14 protein-coding genes are annotated in these 15,159 nt (G+C 65.4%); 5 read left to right on the forward strand and 9 right to left on the reverse strand.

Annotated elements, in window-relative coordinates; genetic code table 11:
* Positions 1-6: 6 nt before the first annotated feature.
* Positions 7-432 (reverse strand): VOC family protein, encoded by a 426-nt coding sequence (locus CW305_RS15200; RefSeq protein WP_044314221.1) that lies wholly within the window; start codon positions 430-432, stop codon positions 7-9.
* A gap of 96 nt (positions 433-528) precedes the next feature.
* On the opposite strand from CW305_RS15200, the gene CW305_RS15205 reads away from it, so the two are divergent.
* A complete protein-coding gene (locus tag CW305_RS15205; RefSeq protein ID WP_104098289.1) occupies positions 529-1,512 on the forward strand; it encodes a zinc-dependent alcohol dehydrogenase family protein in 984 nt (327 codons plus the stop codon).
* Between the two features lie 173 nt (positions 1,513-1,685).
* Here the strand turns inward: CW305_RS15205 and CW305_RS15210 are convergent, their stop codons facing one another.
* The 3 genes from CW305_RS15210 to CW305_RS15220 are packed head-to-tail and all read right to left on the reverse strand — an operon-like array spanning position 1,686 to position 4,202.
* Positions 1,686-2,459 carry a MetQ/NlpA family ABC transporter substrate-binding protein gene (locus CW305_RS15210; RefSeq protein WP_104098290.1) on the reverse strand — a complete coding sequence of 258 codons (774 nt, stop codon included), beginning with the start codon at positions 2,457-2,459 and terminating at the stop codon, positions 1,686-1,688.
* Positions 2,460-2,517: 58 nt separating this feature from the next.
* Complete coding sequence (locus tag CW305_RS15215; protein ID WP_014822197.1) at positions 2,518-3,195, reverse strand: methionine ABC transporter permease; 678 nt, start codon at positions 3,193-3,195, stop codon at positions 2,518-2,520.
* The gene (locus CW305_RS15220; protein WP_104098291.1) at positions 3,195-4,202 is read right to left on the reverse strand and encodes a methionine ABC transporter ATP-binding protein; all 1,008 of its coding nucleotides are present in this window, start codon (positions 4,200-4,202) and stop codon (positions 3,195-3,197) included. Before CW305_RS15220 ends, CW305_RS15215 begins: the two co-directional genes overlap by 1 nt.
* A 264-nt stretch (positions 4,203-4,466) precedes the next feature.
* On the opposite strand from CW305_RS15220, the gene katE reads away from it, so the two are divergent.
* Both katE and CW305_RS15230 read left to right on the forward strand, forming a co-directional pair.
* Positions 4,467-6,602, forward strand: coding sequence for a catalase HPII (katE, locus tag CW305_RS15225; RefSeq protein WP_104098292.1), 2,136 nt, complete (start codon positions 4,467-4,469; stop codon positions 6,600-6,602).
* Between the two features lie 199 nt (positions 6,603-6,801).
* Positions 6,802-8,289, forward strand: a complete 1,488-nt coding sequence (locus tag CW305_RS15230) for a DASS family sodium-coupled anion symporter (protein ID WP_023445750.1) — start codon at positions 6,802-6,804, stop codon at positions 8,287-8,289.
* 42 nt (positions 8,290-8,331) lie between these two features.
* On the opposite strand, the gene CW305_RS15235 is transcribed toward CW305_RS15230, so the two are convergent.
* Genes CW305_RS15235 through zur form a run of 4 tightly spaced genes read right to left on the reverse strand, consistent with a single transcriptional unit; the run spans position 8,332 to position 10,894 of the window.
* Positions 8,332-8,844 carry a M48 family metallopeptidase gene (locus tag CW305_RS15235; RefSeq protein WP_104098293.1) on the reverse strand — a complete coding sequence of 171 codons (513 nt, stop codon included), beginning with the start codon at positions 8,842-8,844 and terminating at the stop codon, positions 8,332-8,334.
* Positions 8,844-9,629, reverse strand: a complete 786-nt coding sequence (gene znuB / locus CW305_RS15240) for a zinc ABC transporter permease subunit ZnuB (RefSeq protein ID WP_023445752.1) — start codon at positions 9,627-9,629, stop codon at positions 8,844-8,846. The genes CW305_RS15235 and znuB overlap by 1 nt, the downstream gene beginning before the upstream one ends.
* A gap of 12 nt (positions 9,630-9,641) precedes the next feature.
* Positions 9,642-10,412, reverse strand: coding sequence for a zinc ABC transporter ATP-binding protein ZnuC (znuC, locus tag CW305_RS15245; RefSeq protein WP_023445753.1), 771 nt, complete (start codon positions 10,410-10,412; stop codon positions 9,642-9,644).
* Positions 10,409-10,894, reverse strand: coding sequence for a zinc uptake transcriptional repressor Zur (gene zur / locus CW305_RS15250; protein ID WP_045666923.1), 486 nt, complete (start codon positions 10,892-10,894; stop codon positions 10,409-10,411). Before zur ends, znuC begins: the two co-directional genes overlap by 4 nt.
* 64 nt (positions 10,895-10,958) lie before the next feature.
* On the opposite strand from zur, the gene CW305_RS15255 reads away from it, so the two are divergent.
* Entirely contained in the window at positions 10,959-12,020 is a 1,062-nt protein-coding gene (locus tag CW305_RS15255) for a zinc ABC transporter substrate-binding protein (protein WP_104098294.1), read from the forward strand.
* Positions 12,021-12,073: 53 nt separating this feature from the next.
* Here CW305_RS15255 and aptA read toward each other — a convergent pair whose 3' ends face one another.
* The gene (gene aptA, locus CW305_RS15260) at positions 12,074-13,399 is read right to left on the reverse strand and encodes an omega-aminotransferase AptA (RefSeq protein WP_104098295.1); all 1,326 of its coding nucleotides are present in this window, start codon (positions 13,397-13,399) and stop codon (positions 12,074-12,076) included.
* A gap of 191 nt (positions 13,400-13,590) precedes the next feature.
* Between aptA and CW305_RS15265 the strand changes: the two genes are divergently transcribed.
* Positions 13,591-15,084: an aldehyde dehydrogenase gene (locus CW305_RS15265; protein WP_104098296.1), complete on the forward strand. Its 1,494-nt coding sequence runs from the start codon at positions 13,591-13,593 to the stop codon at positions 15,082-15,084.
* The last annotated feature ends 75 nt before the right edge of the window (positions 15,085-15,159 follow it).

The following is a 15,159-nucleotide window of genomic DNA, read 5'->3' on the forward strand; positions in this document are numbered from 1 at the left end:
TCCTGCTCACTTGGCGAACAGCTGACTCATGTCCTTGAACGCCTTGAACTCCAGCGCATTGCCGCAGGGGTCGAGCAGGAACATGGTCGCCTGTTCGCCGACCTGGCCCTGGAAGCGCACGTAGGGCTCGATGACGAAGCGCGTGCCGCGCGCCTTCAGCCGCTCGGCCAGTGCCTCCCATTGTTCCCAGCCAAGCACCACGCCGAAATGCGGCACCGGCACGTCGTGGCCATCCACCGGGTTGCTGTGGGCCGCCTCCTGATGCGGCATCTTCGGCGCTTCGTGGATCACCAGCTGGTGGCCGAAGAAATCGAAATCCACCCAGTGTTCGCTGCTGCGGCCCTCGGCGCAGCCGAACGCCTCGCCGTAGAAGGTGCGGGCGGCGGCCAGATCGTGGACGGGAATGGCAAGGTGGAAGGGCGAAAGCGTCATAGATGGCACTCCTGAGCATGGGACGCTTCGAGTCTAGAGCCTTTTTCCACCGATCGGCCTACGCTCAGCAGAACGGAGACGAAAGGAGGGACGTCGATGCGCGCCATGTTGCTGGAACAGATTGGCCAGCCGTTGCAGCTGCGCGAGCTGCCCGAGCCGCAACCGGGGCCCGGTGAGCTGCGGGTAAAAGTGCTGGCCTGCGGCGTGTGCCGCACCGACCTGCACGTGGTGGATGGCGAATTGCCGGAGGTGCCGCTGCCGATCATCCCGGGTCACGAGATTGTCGGCCGCGTCGATGCGCTGGGCGAAGGCGTCAGCGGCTTCGAACTGGGCCAGCGGGTCGGCATTCCCTGGCTTGGGCATACCTGCGGCACCTGCGGCTATTGCCAGCACGCCGAGGAAAACCTCTGCGACGCGCCGCAGTTCACTGGTTACACCCGGCCCGGCGGCTATGCCGAATACGTGGTAGCCGACGCGCGCTTCGCCTTTGCCCTCGGCGAGGAGGGCGACGCCGTGGCGCTGGCGCCACTGCTCTGTGCCGGGCTGATCGGCTGGCGTTCGCTGGTCAAGGCCGGTGATGGCAAGCGCCTCGGGCTTTACGGCTTCGGCGCCGCGGCGCATATCGTCATGCAGGTGGCGCGCTGGCAGGGGCGGGACGTGTATGCCTTCAGCCGCCCGGGCGATGTGGCCGCGCAGGACTTCGCCCGTTCACTGGGTGCGCTCTGGGCTGGCGATTCCAGCCAGGCGCCGCCTGTACCGCTGGATGCCGCGATCATCTACGCACCGGCCGGCGAGCTGGTGCCGGCCGCATTGCGCGCCGTGCGCAAGGGCGGCCGGGTGGTCTGCGCCGGCATCCACATGAGCGACATCCCGAGCTTTCCCTACGACATCCTCTGGCAGGAACGCGAGCTGGTTTCAGTGGCCAACCTGACCCGTCAGGACGGCCTGGACTTCTTCCCGGTCGCCGCGCAGGTCGGCATTCATACCGAAACCCATGCCTATCCGCTGGAACAGGCCAACCAGGCGCTGGACGATCTGCGCCATGGACGCTTCCAGGGCGCGGCAGTGCTGGTGCCCTGACGGGGCGGCGTGATGAAACGGTGGAAAATCGCTGCGCGAGTGTTCCACCCTACGAGGCATCGGCATGAGTTCTCGTAGGGTGGAAAACGGTGCAGCCTTTTCAACCGGATGGCCGAGCCCTCAAACGAAAAACCCCGCCGAGGCGGGGTTTGTTCAGGACTACGCGGTCACGGTCAGAAGGCCGGAACCACGGCACCCTTGTACTTCTCCTCGATGAACTTTCGCACTTCTCCGCTGTGCAGCGCGGCGGCCAGCTTCTGCATGGCGTCGCTGTCCTTGTTGTCCGGACGGGCAACCAGGATGTTCACGTAGGGCGAGTCGCTGCCTTCGATGACCAGGGCGTCCTGGGTCGGGTTCAGCTTGGCTTCCAGCGCGTAGTTGGTGTTGATCAGCGCCAGGTCGACCTGGGTCAGCACGCGCGGCAGGGTCGCCGCTTCCAGCTCACGCACCTTGATGTTCTTCGGGTTCTCGGCGATGTCCTTCGGAGTGGCGGTGATGCCGGCGCCGTCCTTCAGCGTGATCACGCCGGCCTTGGCCAGCAGCAGCAGGGCGCGACCGCCGTTGGTGGCGTCGTTGGGGATGACCACGGTGGCGCCGCTGGGCAGCTCGTCCAGCGACTTGACCTTGCTCGAGTAGGCACCGAAGGGCTCGATGTGCACACCGGCGACGCTGACCAGATCGGTGCCCTTGCCCTTGTTGAATTCATCCAGGTACGGCTGGTGCTGGAAGAAGTTGGCGTCCAGACGCTTTTCGGCAACCTGGATGTTCGGCTGCACGTAGTCGGTGAAGACTTTCACGTTCAGCTCGACGCCCTGCTCGGCCAGTTGCGGTTTGACGAACTCCAGCAGCTCGGCGTGCGGCACGGCGGTGGCGGCCACGGTCAGAGTTTCGGCGGCCTGTGCGGAAAATGCCGCGACGGTGGCCAGGGCGGCAATCAGTTTTTTCATCGTTCGGTTCCTTCGTAGATTGGGTGGGGTGCGAAGGTTCGCTCGCCCTGGTTGCGGTTCATTTACGCGAAAAATGGGTGACCAGTCTGTCGCCGACGCTTTGCAGGACCTGCACCAGCACCAGCAGCAGGACCACGGTGACGACCATCACGTCGGTCTGGAAGCGCTGGTAGCCGAAGCGGATGGCCAGGTCACCGAGGCCGCCGGCCCCCACCACACCGGCCATTGCGGTGTAGGACACCAGGGTGATGGCGGTGACGGTAATGGCGGCGATGATGCCCGGACGCGCTTCCGGCAGCAATGCGCTGAAGATGATCTGCCGCGTCGTTGCGCCCATCGCCTGGGTCGCCTCGATGATGCCGCGGTCCACCTCGCGCAGCGCGGTTTCCACCAGGCGCGCGAAGAACGGCGCAGCGCCCACCACCAGCGGCGGGATGGCACCGGCCACGCCCAGCGAGGTGCCGGTGATCAGCACGGTGAAGGGGATCATCACGATCAGCAGGATGATGAACGGCAGCGAGCGCAATACGTTGACCACGAATGACAGCGCGGCATACAGCGGCGCGTTTTCGAACAGCTGGCGCGGACCGCAGAGAAATAGCAGCACGCCCAGCGGCAGGCCAAGCAGGATGGTGAACAGCAGCGAGCCGCCGAGCATCAGCAGGGTGTCCAGCGTCGCCAGCCAGATCTCGTACCAGTCGACATTCCCTAACAAGGAGCTGAAAAGGGCTTCCATCAGCGCAATACCTCCACGTGCACGTCAGCGGCCTGCAGTTGTGCCATTGCCGCTGCCATGTCACCGCCGATCAGCGCCAGCGTGAGCTGGCCGTAGGGGGTGTCCTTGATGCGGTCGATGCGCCCGGACAGGATGCTGTAGTCGACCCCGGTTTCACGGGCGACGGTGCCCAGCAGCGGCTTGTAGGTGGAGTCGCCCTGGAAGGTCAGGCGCAGGATGCGGCCCGGCACATGAGCGAAATCGTCGTGCAGCTCGCTTTCATCCATCGCCTCGTCTTCCAGCACGAAGCGCTGGGTGGTCGGGTGCTTGGGATGCAGGAACACTTCGGTGACCGGCCCCTGTTCGACGATGGCACCGGCATCCATCACCGCGACGCGGTCGCAGACGCGGCGGATGACGTCCATCTCATGGGTGATCAGCACGATGGTCAGCTTCAGCTCGCGGTTGATCTCGGCCAGCAGCTGCAGCACCGATGCGGTCGTCTGCGGGTCGAGGGCGCTGGTGGCTTCGTCGCAGAGCAGGATGCTCGGCTCGGTGGCCAGCGCCCGGGCTATACCGACGCGCTGTTTCTGCCCGCCGGAGAGCTGTGCCGGGTACTTGCGCGCGTGCTCCTTGAGGCCAACGCGGTCGAGCAAAGCGGCGACGCGGGCGTCGATCTCGCTGCGCGAGCGAATGCCGGCTAGGCGCAGCGGCATGGCGACGTTGTCGGCCACGGTCTTGGACATCAGCAGGTTGAAGTGCTGGAAGATCATCCCGACGCGCTGGCGGAAGCGCCGCAGGCCGTCGGCATCGAGCGCGGTGACATCTTCGCCGTTGACCAGGATGCGCCCGCCGGAGGGCTCCTCGAGGCGGTTGATCAGACGCAGCAGCGTGCTCTTGCCGGCGCCAGAATGGCCGATCAGGCCGAAGACTTCACCGGAGGCGATCTCCAGCTGCGTCGGCTGCAGGGCAGGGACGTCTCTGCTGCCGGTCCGATAGGTTTTGTGGACTTGATGGAATTCGATCACGGGCGAACCTTGTGGGTGCGGCGTTCGTTGCCGGGATATTCGGCGAAAGCCGGGCATTCTACCCGTTTGCCGGTCGGGTCGCTCGAATGTGCCCATTCGATTGACTGAATATATCGCTGCCATAGGCAATGCAAATCGTCGCAGCCGGCAACCTTGCAGCCGTTGCCGGGGTCACTAACCGGTACGCCGTGAATTGATCACGCATCTGGCCAGCCCCCGGCCCGATCGTTCGCGGTTCAGCTAACCGGTTAACCGAGGCCCATCATGACGCACAAGACCCCCAAACAGAGCGAGCTCGCCGGCACCGATACCGTCGACCGCGCCAATCACAACGCCAAGCTCGATCAGCTGGAAGAGTTTCGCAGCGACGCCACCGGCGAGGCGCTGCGCACCAATCAGGGCGTGAAGATCGCCGACAACCAGAACACCCTCAAGGCCGGCGATCGTGGGCCCTCGCTGCTCGAAGATTTCATCATGCGCGAGAAGCTCACCCACTTTGACCACGAGCGCATCCCCGAGCGCATCGTGCATGCGCGTGGTTCGGCGGCGCACGGTGTGTTCGTCAGCTACGCCGACCACAGCTGGCTGACCAAGGCCTCGTTCCTCGCCGCCGAAGGCAAGGAAACCCCGGTCTTCACGCGCTTCTCCACCGTGCAGGGCTCGCGCGGCTCGGCAGACACCGTGCGCGACGTGCGCGGCTTCGCCACCAAGTTCTACACCGACGAGGGCAACTTCGATCTGGTCGGCAACAACATGCCAGTGTTCTTCATTCAGGACGCGATCAAGTTTCCGGACTTCGTGCATGCGGTGAAACCCGAGCCGCACAACGAGATCCCGCAGGCGCAGTCGGCTCACGACAGCTTCTGGGACTTCGTCTCGCTGACCCCGGAATCGGCGCACATGGTGCTCTGGACCATGTCCGATCGCGCCCTGCCGCGCAGCTTCCGGGCGATGGAAGGCTTTGGCGTGCACACCTTCCGCCTGATCAACGCTGAGGGCGTCAGCCGCTTCGTCAAGTTCCACTGGAAGCCGGTCGCGGGCGCCTTCTCGCTGGTCTGGGACGAGACGCTGAAGATTGCCGGCAAGGACCCGGACTTCAATCGCCGCGACATGTGGGAGTCCATCGAGATGGGCGACTACTTCGAGTGGGAGCTGGGCGTGCAGGTGGTGGAAGAGGCCGACGAGCACAAGTTCGATTTCGACCTGCTCGACCCAACCAAGCTCATCCCCGAGGAGCTGGTGCCGGTGCAGAAGCTCGGCAAGATGACCCTCAACCGCAACCCGGACAACTTCTTCGCCGAGACCGAGCAGGCCGCCTTCCACATTGGCCACATCGTGCCGGGCATCGACTTCACCAATGACCCGCTGCTGCAGGGCCGGCTGTTTTCCTACACCGACACCCAGCTGCTGCGTCTCGGTGGGCCAAACTTCCACGAGATCCCGATCAACCGTCCGCTGTGCCCGTTCCACAACAATCAGCGCGACGCCTTCCATCGCCAGACTATCCACAAGGGCCGCGCCAATTACGAGCCCAACTCGATCGACAGCGGCTGGCCCAAGGAAACCCCGCCGGCGGCCCAGGGTGGCGGCTTCGAGAGCTATCCGGAGCGCGTCGAGGGCCACAAGATCCGCAACCGCAGCGAATCCTTCGGCGACCACTTCTCCCAGGCGACGCTGTTCTGGAACAGCATGAGCGCGCCGGAGAAGGAGCACATCATCGGCGCCTACACCTTCGAGCTGGGCAAGGTGGAGCGGGTGTTCATCCGCGAACGCCAGGTCAACGAGATCCTCGCCAATATCGACCTGGAGCTGGCCCGCCGTGTCGCCGAAAACCTGGGTCTGCCGGCGCCGAGCGCACCGACCGTGACGCCGAAGACGCCAACCCCGCAGGATTCGCCGGCGTTGAGCCTGATGAACCATGCACCGGGCAACATCAAGTCGCGCAAGGTGGCTATCCTGGTAGCCAACGGCGTCGATGGTGCGGCGATCGATGCGTTCAAGGCCAAGCTGGCCTCGGAGGGCGCGCTGGCAAAGATCATCGGTCCGTCACCGGCGCCGGTAAAAACGGCGGACGGCAAGATGCTGCCGGTCGACGCCGCGATGGACGGCATGCCCTCGGTGATGTTCGATGCGGTCTTCGTCCCCGGCGGCGCCGATGCGGCGGCGGCCATGGCCAAGTCCGGCGAGGCCAAGCACTACGTGCTGGAGGCCTACAAGCACCTGAAACCTATCGTCATGCTCGGTGCGGCGCGGCCGCTGTTGGCATCGCTCGGTCTGCAATCCGACGCCGGTCTGCTGGAAGGCGATGACGTGACTGGGGTGTTTGGCAACTTTGCCCAGGCACTCGGTCAACATCGCGTCTGGGCCCGCGAGGCCGCCGCGGAGGCCATCCCCGCCTGAGGTTTGCGCGAGGTTCGAGCGAGCACCAGCCCGCTCGAACCTGGCTGCGAGCCATCGACACAGAACGCCGGCGCATGCCGGCGTTCTGCTTTTTTTACTTGGTTAACTCGCCGCAAAGGCCCGAAATAGACACAGGTCATGGTCTCGCTGATCTGGCTTGCCCATGCTGAAGGCGTCTGTCAGCGGATGGAGCCATACCATGAGCGATACCCCTAACGTAGCCCTTCGCCAGGGTCTGCTTGGCATCCCGATCGGTCTGTTGGTGGCCGTACTGGCGCTCATTGGCGTGCTGCTGATGCCACTGCCTGCCGACCTGCCCGTGGCCGGCCAGCGAGTGCTGGCGATCCTGGTGTTCGCGGTGGTGGTGTGGATCACCGAAGCGGTGTCCTATGAAGTCAGCGCGATCATGATCACCGCGCTGCTGGCGTTCCTCATTGGTACGGCGCCTACGCTGGAAAACCCCGAGGTCGTCTACGGCACCTCAAAGGCGATCGGCATGGGGCTTTCCGGCTTCGCCAATCCGGCATTGGCGCTGGTAGCCGGAGCCCTGTTCATCGCTGCGGCGATGACCCTGACCGGGCTCGACCGGCGCATTGCCTTGATGACCCTATCCAGGGTTGGCACCAGTTCGCGGCACATTCTCGGCGGCACGCTGGTGGTCATCGTCCTGCTAAGCCTGGTGGTGCCCAGCGCCACGGCACGCGCCGCCTGCGTGGTGCCGATCATGCTCGGCATCATCACCGCGTTCGGCATCGACAAACGTTCCAACTTTGCCGCGGGCATGATGATCATCGTCGCCCAGGGCACCAGCATCTGGAACATCGGCATCCAGACCGCAGCGGCGCAGAACCTGCTGCTGGTGGGCTTCATGGACAAACTGCTGGGTGAGCGAGTCAGCTGGATCGACTGGCTCGTCGCCGGCGCACCCTGGGCCGTGCTGATGTCCTTCGTCCTGCTTTTCATCGTGCTCAAGCTACTGCCGCCCGAAACCGAGCGGATAGCCGGTGGCAAGGAAGCCGTGGCACGCTCGCTCGCCGAACTCGGACCGATGACGTCGGCGCAGAAGCGCCTGCTCGCCGTGTCCATCGGTCTACTGCTGTGCTGGGCCACCGAGGGCAAGCTGCACAGCTTCGACACCACCAGCACCACCTACGCGGGACTGGTGATCCTGATGCTGCCGCGCATCGGCGTGATGAACTGGAAGGAGGTTCAGGCGCGGGTGCCCTGGGGCACGGTGATCGTCTTCGGCGTCGGGATCAGCCTCGGCACGGTATTGCTCACGACTCAGGCCGGACAGTGGCTGGGCGCGCAGGTGGTCGCTCACACCGGGCTTGGCGTGGTGGGGCCGCTGGGCATCTTCGCCATTCTCGGCGCCTTTCTCATCGTGATCCATCTGGGCTTTGCCAGTGCCACGGCGCTGACCTCGGCGATGCTGCCGATCCTGATCTCGGTGTTGCTCAGCCTGCCAGGGGATTTCAGCCGGCTGGGGATGACCATGCTGCTTGGCTTTGTCGTCAGCTATGGCTTCATCCTGCCGATCAACGCGCCGCAGAACATGGTTTGCCTGGGCACCGAGACCTTCAGCGCGCAGCAATTCGCCAAGGTCGGCGTGCTGGTAACGCTGATCGGCTATCTGAGCATGTTGCTGTTCGCGATGACCTGGTGGCGCTGGCTGGGTTGGATCTGAGCAGCCCTACATTTCGGATCGACGCCTGGCAGCACTGATGCGCTAGGCGTTCTTGCCCGGTAGCGCCTCCAGCTCGCGCCAGTGCAGGAACAGGCGCAGATCGAACTCGATCTGCCCGTAGCCGGGCAGCATGTGTTCGCACAGCTTGTAGAAGGCACGGTTGTGCTCGCTCTCACGCAGATGGGCCAGTTCGTGCACCACGATCATCTGCAGGAATTCCGGTGCCGCCTCGCGAAACAGTGCGGCGACGCGGATCTCCTTTTTCGCCTTGAGCTTGCCGCCCTGCACCCGTGACACCGCGGTATGCAGACCCAGCGCGCGATGGGTCAGGTCGAGGCGATTGTCATAGAGCACCTTGTCGATCGGCGGCGTGCTTTTCAGGTAGTCCTGCTTGAGCGTCTGTACGTAGCCGTACAGTGCCTTGTCGCTCTGCACCTGATGGCGGCCGGGGTAGCGGCGCTGAAGATAGTCGCCCAGGCGCTGCTCGGCGATCAGCTGGCGCACCTGCGCCAGCAGCGGCTCCGGGTAACCGCGCAGGTACTTGAGATCGGTCATCAGGCGCGTTTCGGCCAGGCGAAGCTGAGCAGGAACAGCGCGGCGGCGCTGACCACGATGGAGGGCCCGGCGGGGGTGTCTTCGAACCAGGACAGCGTCAGACCCAGGCACACCGCGACGATACCCAGCAGGCTGGCGCCAAAGGCCATCTGCTCCGGCGTGCGCGCATGGCGTTGCGCTGCGGCCGCGGGAATGATCAGCAGCGAGGTGATCAGCAGCACGCCGACGATCTTCATCGCCACGGCGATCACCACGGCGATCAGCAGCATCAGCGCCAGGCGGATACCGGCCACCGGCAACCCTTCGACCTTGGCCAGCTCCTCGTGCACGGTGATCGCCAAGAGTGGCCGCCACAGCGGAATCAGCATCAGCAGCACCAGGGCGCTGCCGCCGATGATCCAGGCCAGGTCGCTCGGTCCCACGGCGAGCAGATCGCCGAACAGATAGCCCATCAGGTCGATGCGCACGTCATCCATGAAGCTCAGCGACACCAGGCCCAGCGACAGCGTGCTGTGGGCGAGGATGCCGAGCAGCGTGTCCGAGGCCAGCGGCTGGCGCTGCTGCAGGGTGACCAGCAAGAGCGCGAGCAGCACGCAGCCGACGGTCACCGCCAGGGTCAGGTTGACGTCGAGCATCAGCCCGAGGGCGACGCCGAACAGCGCGGCGTGGGACAGGGTGTCGCCGAAATAGGCCATGCGCCGCCAGACGACGAAAGAGCCGAGCGGGCCGGCGACCAGCGCCAGGGCGAGGCCGGCGAGCAGGGCGTTGAGAAGGAAATCGGGCATCGGAGGCTCTGTCTAGTGCTTGCAGTTCGGGCCGTGGACGTGGGGTTTGCCGGTCACCACGCTGCCGTGCAGGTCGTGGCTGTGATCGTGCTGGTGGTGGTAGATCGCCAGGCTGCGTGCGTCCTGGCCGAACAGCTCGACGAAGGCCGGGTCGCTGCTGACCTGCTCCGGATGCCCCGAGCAGCAGACGTGGCGATTGAGGCAGACCACCTGGTCGGTGGCGCTCATCACCAGATGCAGGTCGTGGGAAACCATCAGCACGCCGCAGCCGTAACGGTCGCGCAGTACGCCGATCAACCGGTACAGCTCGGCCTGGCCAGCCACGTCCACACCCTGTACGGGTTCATCCAGCACTAGCAGTTCCGGTTCGCGCAGCAGGGCGCGGGCGAGCAGCACACGCTGCATCTCGCCGCCGGAAATCTTCTGCAGCGGGCTGTCGATGACGTGTTCGGCACCGACTTCGCCCAGCGCCGCCAACGCACGGGCACGGTCGACGCCGGGCACCAGGCGCAAAAAGCGCAGCACCGACAAGGGCAGGGTGGGGTCCACGTGGAGCTTCTGCGGCATGTAGCCGACACGCAGCTTCGGCTTGCGCCAGACTTGGCCGCGATCAGGTTTCAGCAAGCCCAGCACGGCCCGTACCAGCGTGGTCTTGCCGGCGCCATTGGGGCCGATCAGGGTGACGATCTCGCCGCGATGCACCTGCAGTTGCGCGCCTTCCAGCACGTTCTGGTTGGCGAAGCGCACGTGGATGTCATCCAGCCGCAGCAGCACCTCGCTCATGCGGCTTTCCGGCAGTTCGAGCAGAGGCCGACCACTTCCACGGTCTGCCCCTCGACGGCGAAGCCGACGCTGCCGGCGGCGCTGTCGATGGCCTCGGCGATGGCGCGTTGCTCGAGTTCGATGGCGGTGTGGCAGTGCCGGCAGATGAGGAACTGGCCCTGGTGCGGATGCTCCGGATGGTTGCAGCCGATGAAGGCGTTGAGCGACGCGATGCGATGCACCAGGCCGTTCTCCAGCAGGAAATCCAGCGCGCGGTAGACGGTGGGCGGCGCGGCGCGGCGGCCATCCTGCTCGCTCAGTACGGCGAGGATGTCGTAGGCGCCGAGCGGCCTGTGGCTTTGCCAGACCAGCTCCAGCACACGCTTGCGCAGGGCGGTCAGGCGCACGCCCTGGCGCGCGCAGAGGCTGTCGGCTTCGGCCAGCGCGTGGCTGACACAATGGTCATGGTCGTGGGGCGTACAGGCCAGCGGGGTCTTGGACATGAGCGGCGACGTGTTGGGGTAGAGACGTTATTATGTACCAATTCCCCCCGTACGAGTGACGCCCGTGAATCGTCTTTTTTCCCTTCCCTTGCTCGCGGCGCTGGTTGCTGGCGCCGCGTCCGCCCACGCCGAAGTCCGCGTGCTGACCAGCATCAAGCCGCTGCAGCTGATCGCCGCGGCGGTTCAGGATGGCGTCGGTGAGCCTGACGTTCTGCTGCCGGCCAGCGCTTCGGCGCATCATTACTCGCTGCGACCGTCCGACGTACGGCGTATCCGCGATGCGCAGCTGTTCTACTGGATCGGCCCGGATCTGGAGAGCTTCCTGCCGCGCGCACTGAGCGCTCGTGAAGGCACGACCGTAGCGGTGCAGGACGTGCCAAAACTGACTCTGCGTCGTTTTGGTGATGCGCACGCGCACGACGAGGCTGAACATCACGATCACGACGATCACGACGATCACGACGATCACGACGATCACGACGATCACGACGATCACGACGATCACGACGATCACGACGGCCATGACCATGATGCTCACGAGCATGACGAAGCCGCACATGGCGAGACCGCCCATGCCGACGAGCACGACCATGACCATCGGCCGGGCACGCTCGATGCGCACCTGTGGCTGCTGCCAGCCAACGCCCTGATCATCGCCGAGCGCATGGCCGCTGACCTGGCCGCCGCCGACCCGGCCAACGCACAGCGCTACCAGGCCAACTCGGCGGCCTTCGCCCAGCGCATCGAGGCGCTCGACGCCCGCCTCAAGCAGCGCTTCAGCAAGGTGCAGAACAAGCCGTTCTTCGTTTTCCACGAGGCCTACGACTACTTCGAGGCGGCCTACGGCCTGCGCCATGCCGGCGTGTTCAGTGCCGGTGGCGAGTCGCAACCCGGCGCCCGGCATGTCGCGGCGATGCGCGAGCGGTTGCAGCAGGCCGGGCCGAGCTGCGTGTTCAGCGAACCACCGGCGCGTCCGCGCCTGGCCGAGACGCTGACCGCCGGCTTGCCGGTGAAGATGGCGGAGCTGGATGTGCTCGGTGTCGGCCTGGCGACCGATGCGCAGGGCTACGAAAAGTTGCTGGAAGGCCTCGGCGACACCCTGGCCGGCTGCCTGGAATCGCTCTGATCCAGCGCCCGGCCTGATCCGTCAGGTCGGGCCACGCCTCTCGGGGCGCTGCGTCAGCCGGCCTTGCGAATACCGTCGGCGAGCAACTCCATCATCTGGTCGATCTCGGCCTTCTCGACGATCAGCGCCGGCGACAGCGCAATGGTGTCGCCGCTGGCGCGTACCAGCAGGCCCTTCTCGAAACACTCCCGGAACACCTCGTAACCGCGCTTGCCGACGCCATCGACATGGGCAGCGAACTGGATACCCGCGACCAGCCCGACCGTGCGGATGTCGATCACGTTGGGCAGGTCCCTGAGGCTGAACAGTGCTTCCTGCCAGTAGGGCTCCAGGTCGATGGCCTTCTGGAACAGGTTTTCCTGCTGATAGATCTGCTGGGTCGCCAACGCCGCCGCGCAGGCCACCGGATGCCCGGAGTAGGTGTAGCCGTGGAAGAACTCGATGACGTTTTCCGGTCCCTTCATGAAGGCATCGAACAGGTGGTCGGCGACCAGCACCGCGCCCATGGGAATCGCGCCGTTGGTCAGGCCCTTGGCGCAGGTGAGGATGTCCGGCGTCACGCCCCAGCGCTGGGCGGCGAAGGCTTCGCCGACACGGCCGAAGCCGGTGATGACCTCATCGAAGATCAGCAGGATGCCGTGCTTGGCGGTGATCTCGCGCAGACGCTGCAGATAGCCCACCGGCGGCAGGATGACCCCGGCCGAGCCGGACATCGGCTCGACGATCACTGCGGCGATGTTCTCCGCGCCATGCAGCACCACCAGCCGCTCCAGTTCATCGGCGCGCTCCACGCCATGCTGCGGCAGGCCCTTGCTGAAGGCGTTGCGCTGCAGATCGAGGGTGTGCGGCAGGTGATCGACGCCCGGCAGCATCGGGCCGAAGGCGCGGCGGTTGTTGGCCATGCCGCCCACCGACATGCCGCCGAAACCGACGCCGTGATAGGCCAGCTCGCGGCCGATCAGCCGCGTACGCGAGCCCTGACCGATGGCGCGCTGATAGGCGAGGGCGATCTTCAGCGCGGTATCCGCCGACTCCGATCCGGAGTTGGTGAAGAACACCCGGTTCAGTCCTTCGGGGCTGATGGCGGCGAGTTTCTCGGCCAGCTCGAAAGGTAGCGGATGGCCCATCTGAAAGGTCGGCGCGAAGTCCATCTTGGCGATCTGCTTGCTCACCGCTTCGCTGATCTCGCGCCGGCCATGGCCGGCATTGCAGCACCAGAGCCCGGCCGTGCCGTCGAGTACCTGGCGGCCGTCGCTCGCCGTGTAATACATGCCCTCGGCGCTCTCCAGCAGGCGCGGCGTGGCCTTGAACTGGCGGTTGGCGGTGAAGGGCATCCAGAAGTGATCGGGCGAGGCGTCGGGGTGGAAATCCTGTGACATGGGGCTGGCTCCGGGTGGCGAGCGGCTATGCTGCGACGGCGAGCCGCAGGGTTTTCATCGAGTCTATGTTTAATAAAACGAACAAAACAAGGCGATAGACCGGCCGTTCGTAAAAAATATTGATAGGGTCCGCGCCGCTGGTTTAGGGTGCCTTTTCCACAGCCCGAAGACCTGACTAGAGAGGATGCACCATGCCCACCCTGACCCTCGCCGACTGGCAACAGCGTGCCCGCGACCTGCACATCGAAGGTCGCGCCTTTATCCAGGGTGAGTATTGCGCCGCGGTGGACGGCGGCCAGTTCGACTGCATCAGTCCGGTGGACGGGCGGGTGCTGGCGCAGGTCGCCAGCTGCGAGCAAGCCGACGCCGAGCGGGCGGTGGCCAGTGCCCGTGCCGCATTCGATGCCGGCAGCTGGTCGCGCCTGGCACCGGCCAAGCGCAAGGCGGTGCTGATCCGCTTTGCCGATCTGCTGGAAGACCACCGCGAGGAGCTGGCGCTGCTGGAGACCCTCGACATGGGCAAGCCGATCGGCGACTCGCTGGCGGTGGACATTCCCGGTGCGGCGCGGGCGCTGCGCTGGAGCGGCGAGGCGATCGACAAGATCTACGACGAAGTGGCGGCCACGCCCCACGACCAGCTCGGCCTGGTCACCCGCGAGCCGGTCGGCGTGGTGGCGGCCATCGTGCCGTGGAATTTCCCGCTGATGATGGCCTGCTGGAAGCTCGGCCCGGCGCTGGCCACCGGCAATTCGGTGGTGCTCAAGCCGTCCGAGAAGTCGCCGCTGACCGCCATCCGCATTGCCCAGCTGGCAATCGACGCCGGCATTCCGGTCGGCGTGCTCAACGTCCTGCCGGGCTACGGCCACACCGTCGGCAAGGCGCTGGCGCTGCACATGGACGTTGATACCCTGGTGTTCACCGGTTCCACGCGGGTCGCCAAGCAGCTGATGATCTATGCCGGCGAATCGAACATGAAGCGCGTCTGGCTGGAGGCCGGAGGCAAGAGCCCGAACATCGTCTTTGCCGACGCGCCAGACCTGCAGGCCGCAGCGCAAGCTGCGGCCGGCGCCATTGCCTTCAACCAGGGCGAGGTCTGCACTGCTGGCTCGCGCCTGCTGGTGGAGCGTTCGATCAGGGAGCGCTTCCTGCCCATGGTGGTCGAGGCGCTCAAGGGCTGGAAGCCGGGCAATCCGCTGGATCCGGCGACCAACGTCGGCGCGTTGGTGGATACCCAGCAGCTGAACACCGTGCTCGGCTATATCGACGCTGGCCGTGAGGCCGGGGCGCAGGTGCTGATCGGCGGTCAGCGTACGCTGGAGGAAACCGGCGGACTGTATGTCGAGCCGACCATCTTCGATGGCGTCGACAATGCGATGAAGATCGCGCAGGAGGAAATTTTCGGTCCGGTGCTGTCGGTGATCACCTTCGACAGCGCCGAGGAAGCGATCGCGATCGCCAACGACACCCCCTATGGCCTGGCCGCGGCGGTGTGGACCGCCGACCTGTCCAAGGCGCACCGCACCGCCCGGGCGCTGCGCGCCGGCAGCGTGTGGGTCAACCAGTACGACGGCGGCGACATGACCGCGCCGTTCGGCGGCTTCAAGCAGTCCGGCAACGGCCGCGACAAGTCGCTGCACGCCTTCGACAAGTACACCGAGCTGAAGGCGACCTGGATTCAGCTCTGACGGCATCCGTAGGGTGGATGTCGCTTTTTACATCCACCTTGTTGCACAGCCAGTGGATCGATGAAGCGTGATCCA

This window comes from Stutzerimonas kunmingensis (genome assembly GCF_002929225.1).
In the GTDB taxonomy this organism is placed as follows: domain Bacteria; phylum Pseudomonadota; class Gammaproteobacteria; order Pseudomonadales; family Pseudomonadaceae; genus Stutzerimonas.

Coding starts and splice junctions, on each gene's coding strand:
- CW305_RS15200 (WP_044314221.1), bottom strand. CDS start 432: ATGACGCTTTCGCCCTTCCACCTTGCCATTCCCGTCCACGATCTGGCC.
- CW305_RS15205 (WP_104098289.1), top strand. CDS start 529: ATGCGCGCCATGTTGCTGGAACAGATTGGCCAGCCGTTGCAGCTGCGC.
- CW305_RS15210 (WP_104098290.1), bottom strand. CDS start 2,459: ATGAAAAAACTGATTGCCGCCCTGGCCACCGTCGCGGCATTTTCCGCA.
- CW305_RS15215 (WP_014822197.1), bottom strand. CDS start 3,195: ATGGAAGCCCTTTTCAGCTCCTTGTTAGGGAATGTCGACTGGTACGAG.
- katE (WP_104098292.1), top strand. CDS start 4,467: ATGACGCACAAGACCCCCAAACAGAGCGAGCTCGCCGGCACCGATACC.
- CW305_RS15230 (WP_023445750.1), top strand. CDS start 6,802: ATGAGCGATACCCCTAACGTAGCCCTTCGCCAGGGTCTGCTTGGCATC.
- CW305_RS15235 (WP_104098293.1), bottom strand. CDS start 8,844: ATGACCGATCTCAAGTACCTGCGCGGTTACCCGGAGCCGCTGCTGGCG.
- znuB (WP_023445752.1), bottom strand. CDS start 9,629: ATGCCCGATTTCCTTCTCAACGCCCTGCTCGCCGGCCTCGCCCTGGCG.
- znuC (WP_023445753.1), bottom strand. CDS start 10,412: ATGAGCGAGGTGCTGCTGCGGCTGGATGACATCCACGTGCGCTTCGCC.
- zur (WP_045666923.1), bottom strand. CDS start 10,894: ATGTCCAAGACCCCGCTGGCCTGTACGCCCCACGACCATGACCATTGT.
- aptA (WP_104098295.1), bottom strand. CDS start 13,399: ATGTCACAGGATTTCCACCCCGACGCCTCGCCCGATCACTTCTGGATG.
- CW305_RS15265 (WP_104098296.1), top strand. CDS start 13,591: ATGCCCACCCTGACCCTCGCCGACTGGCAACAGCGTGCCCGCGACCTG.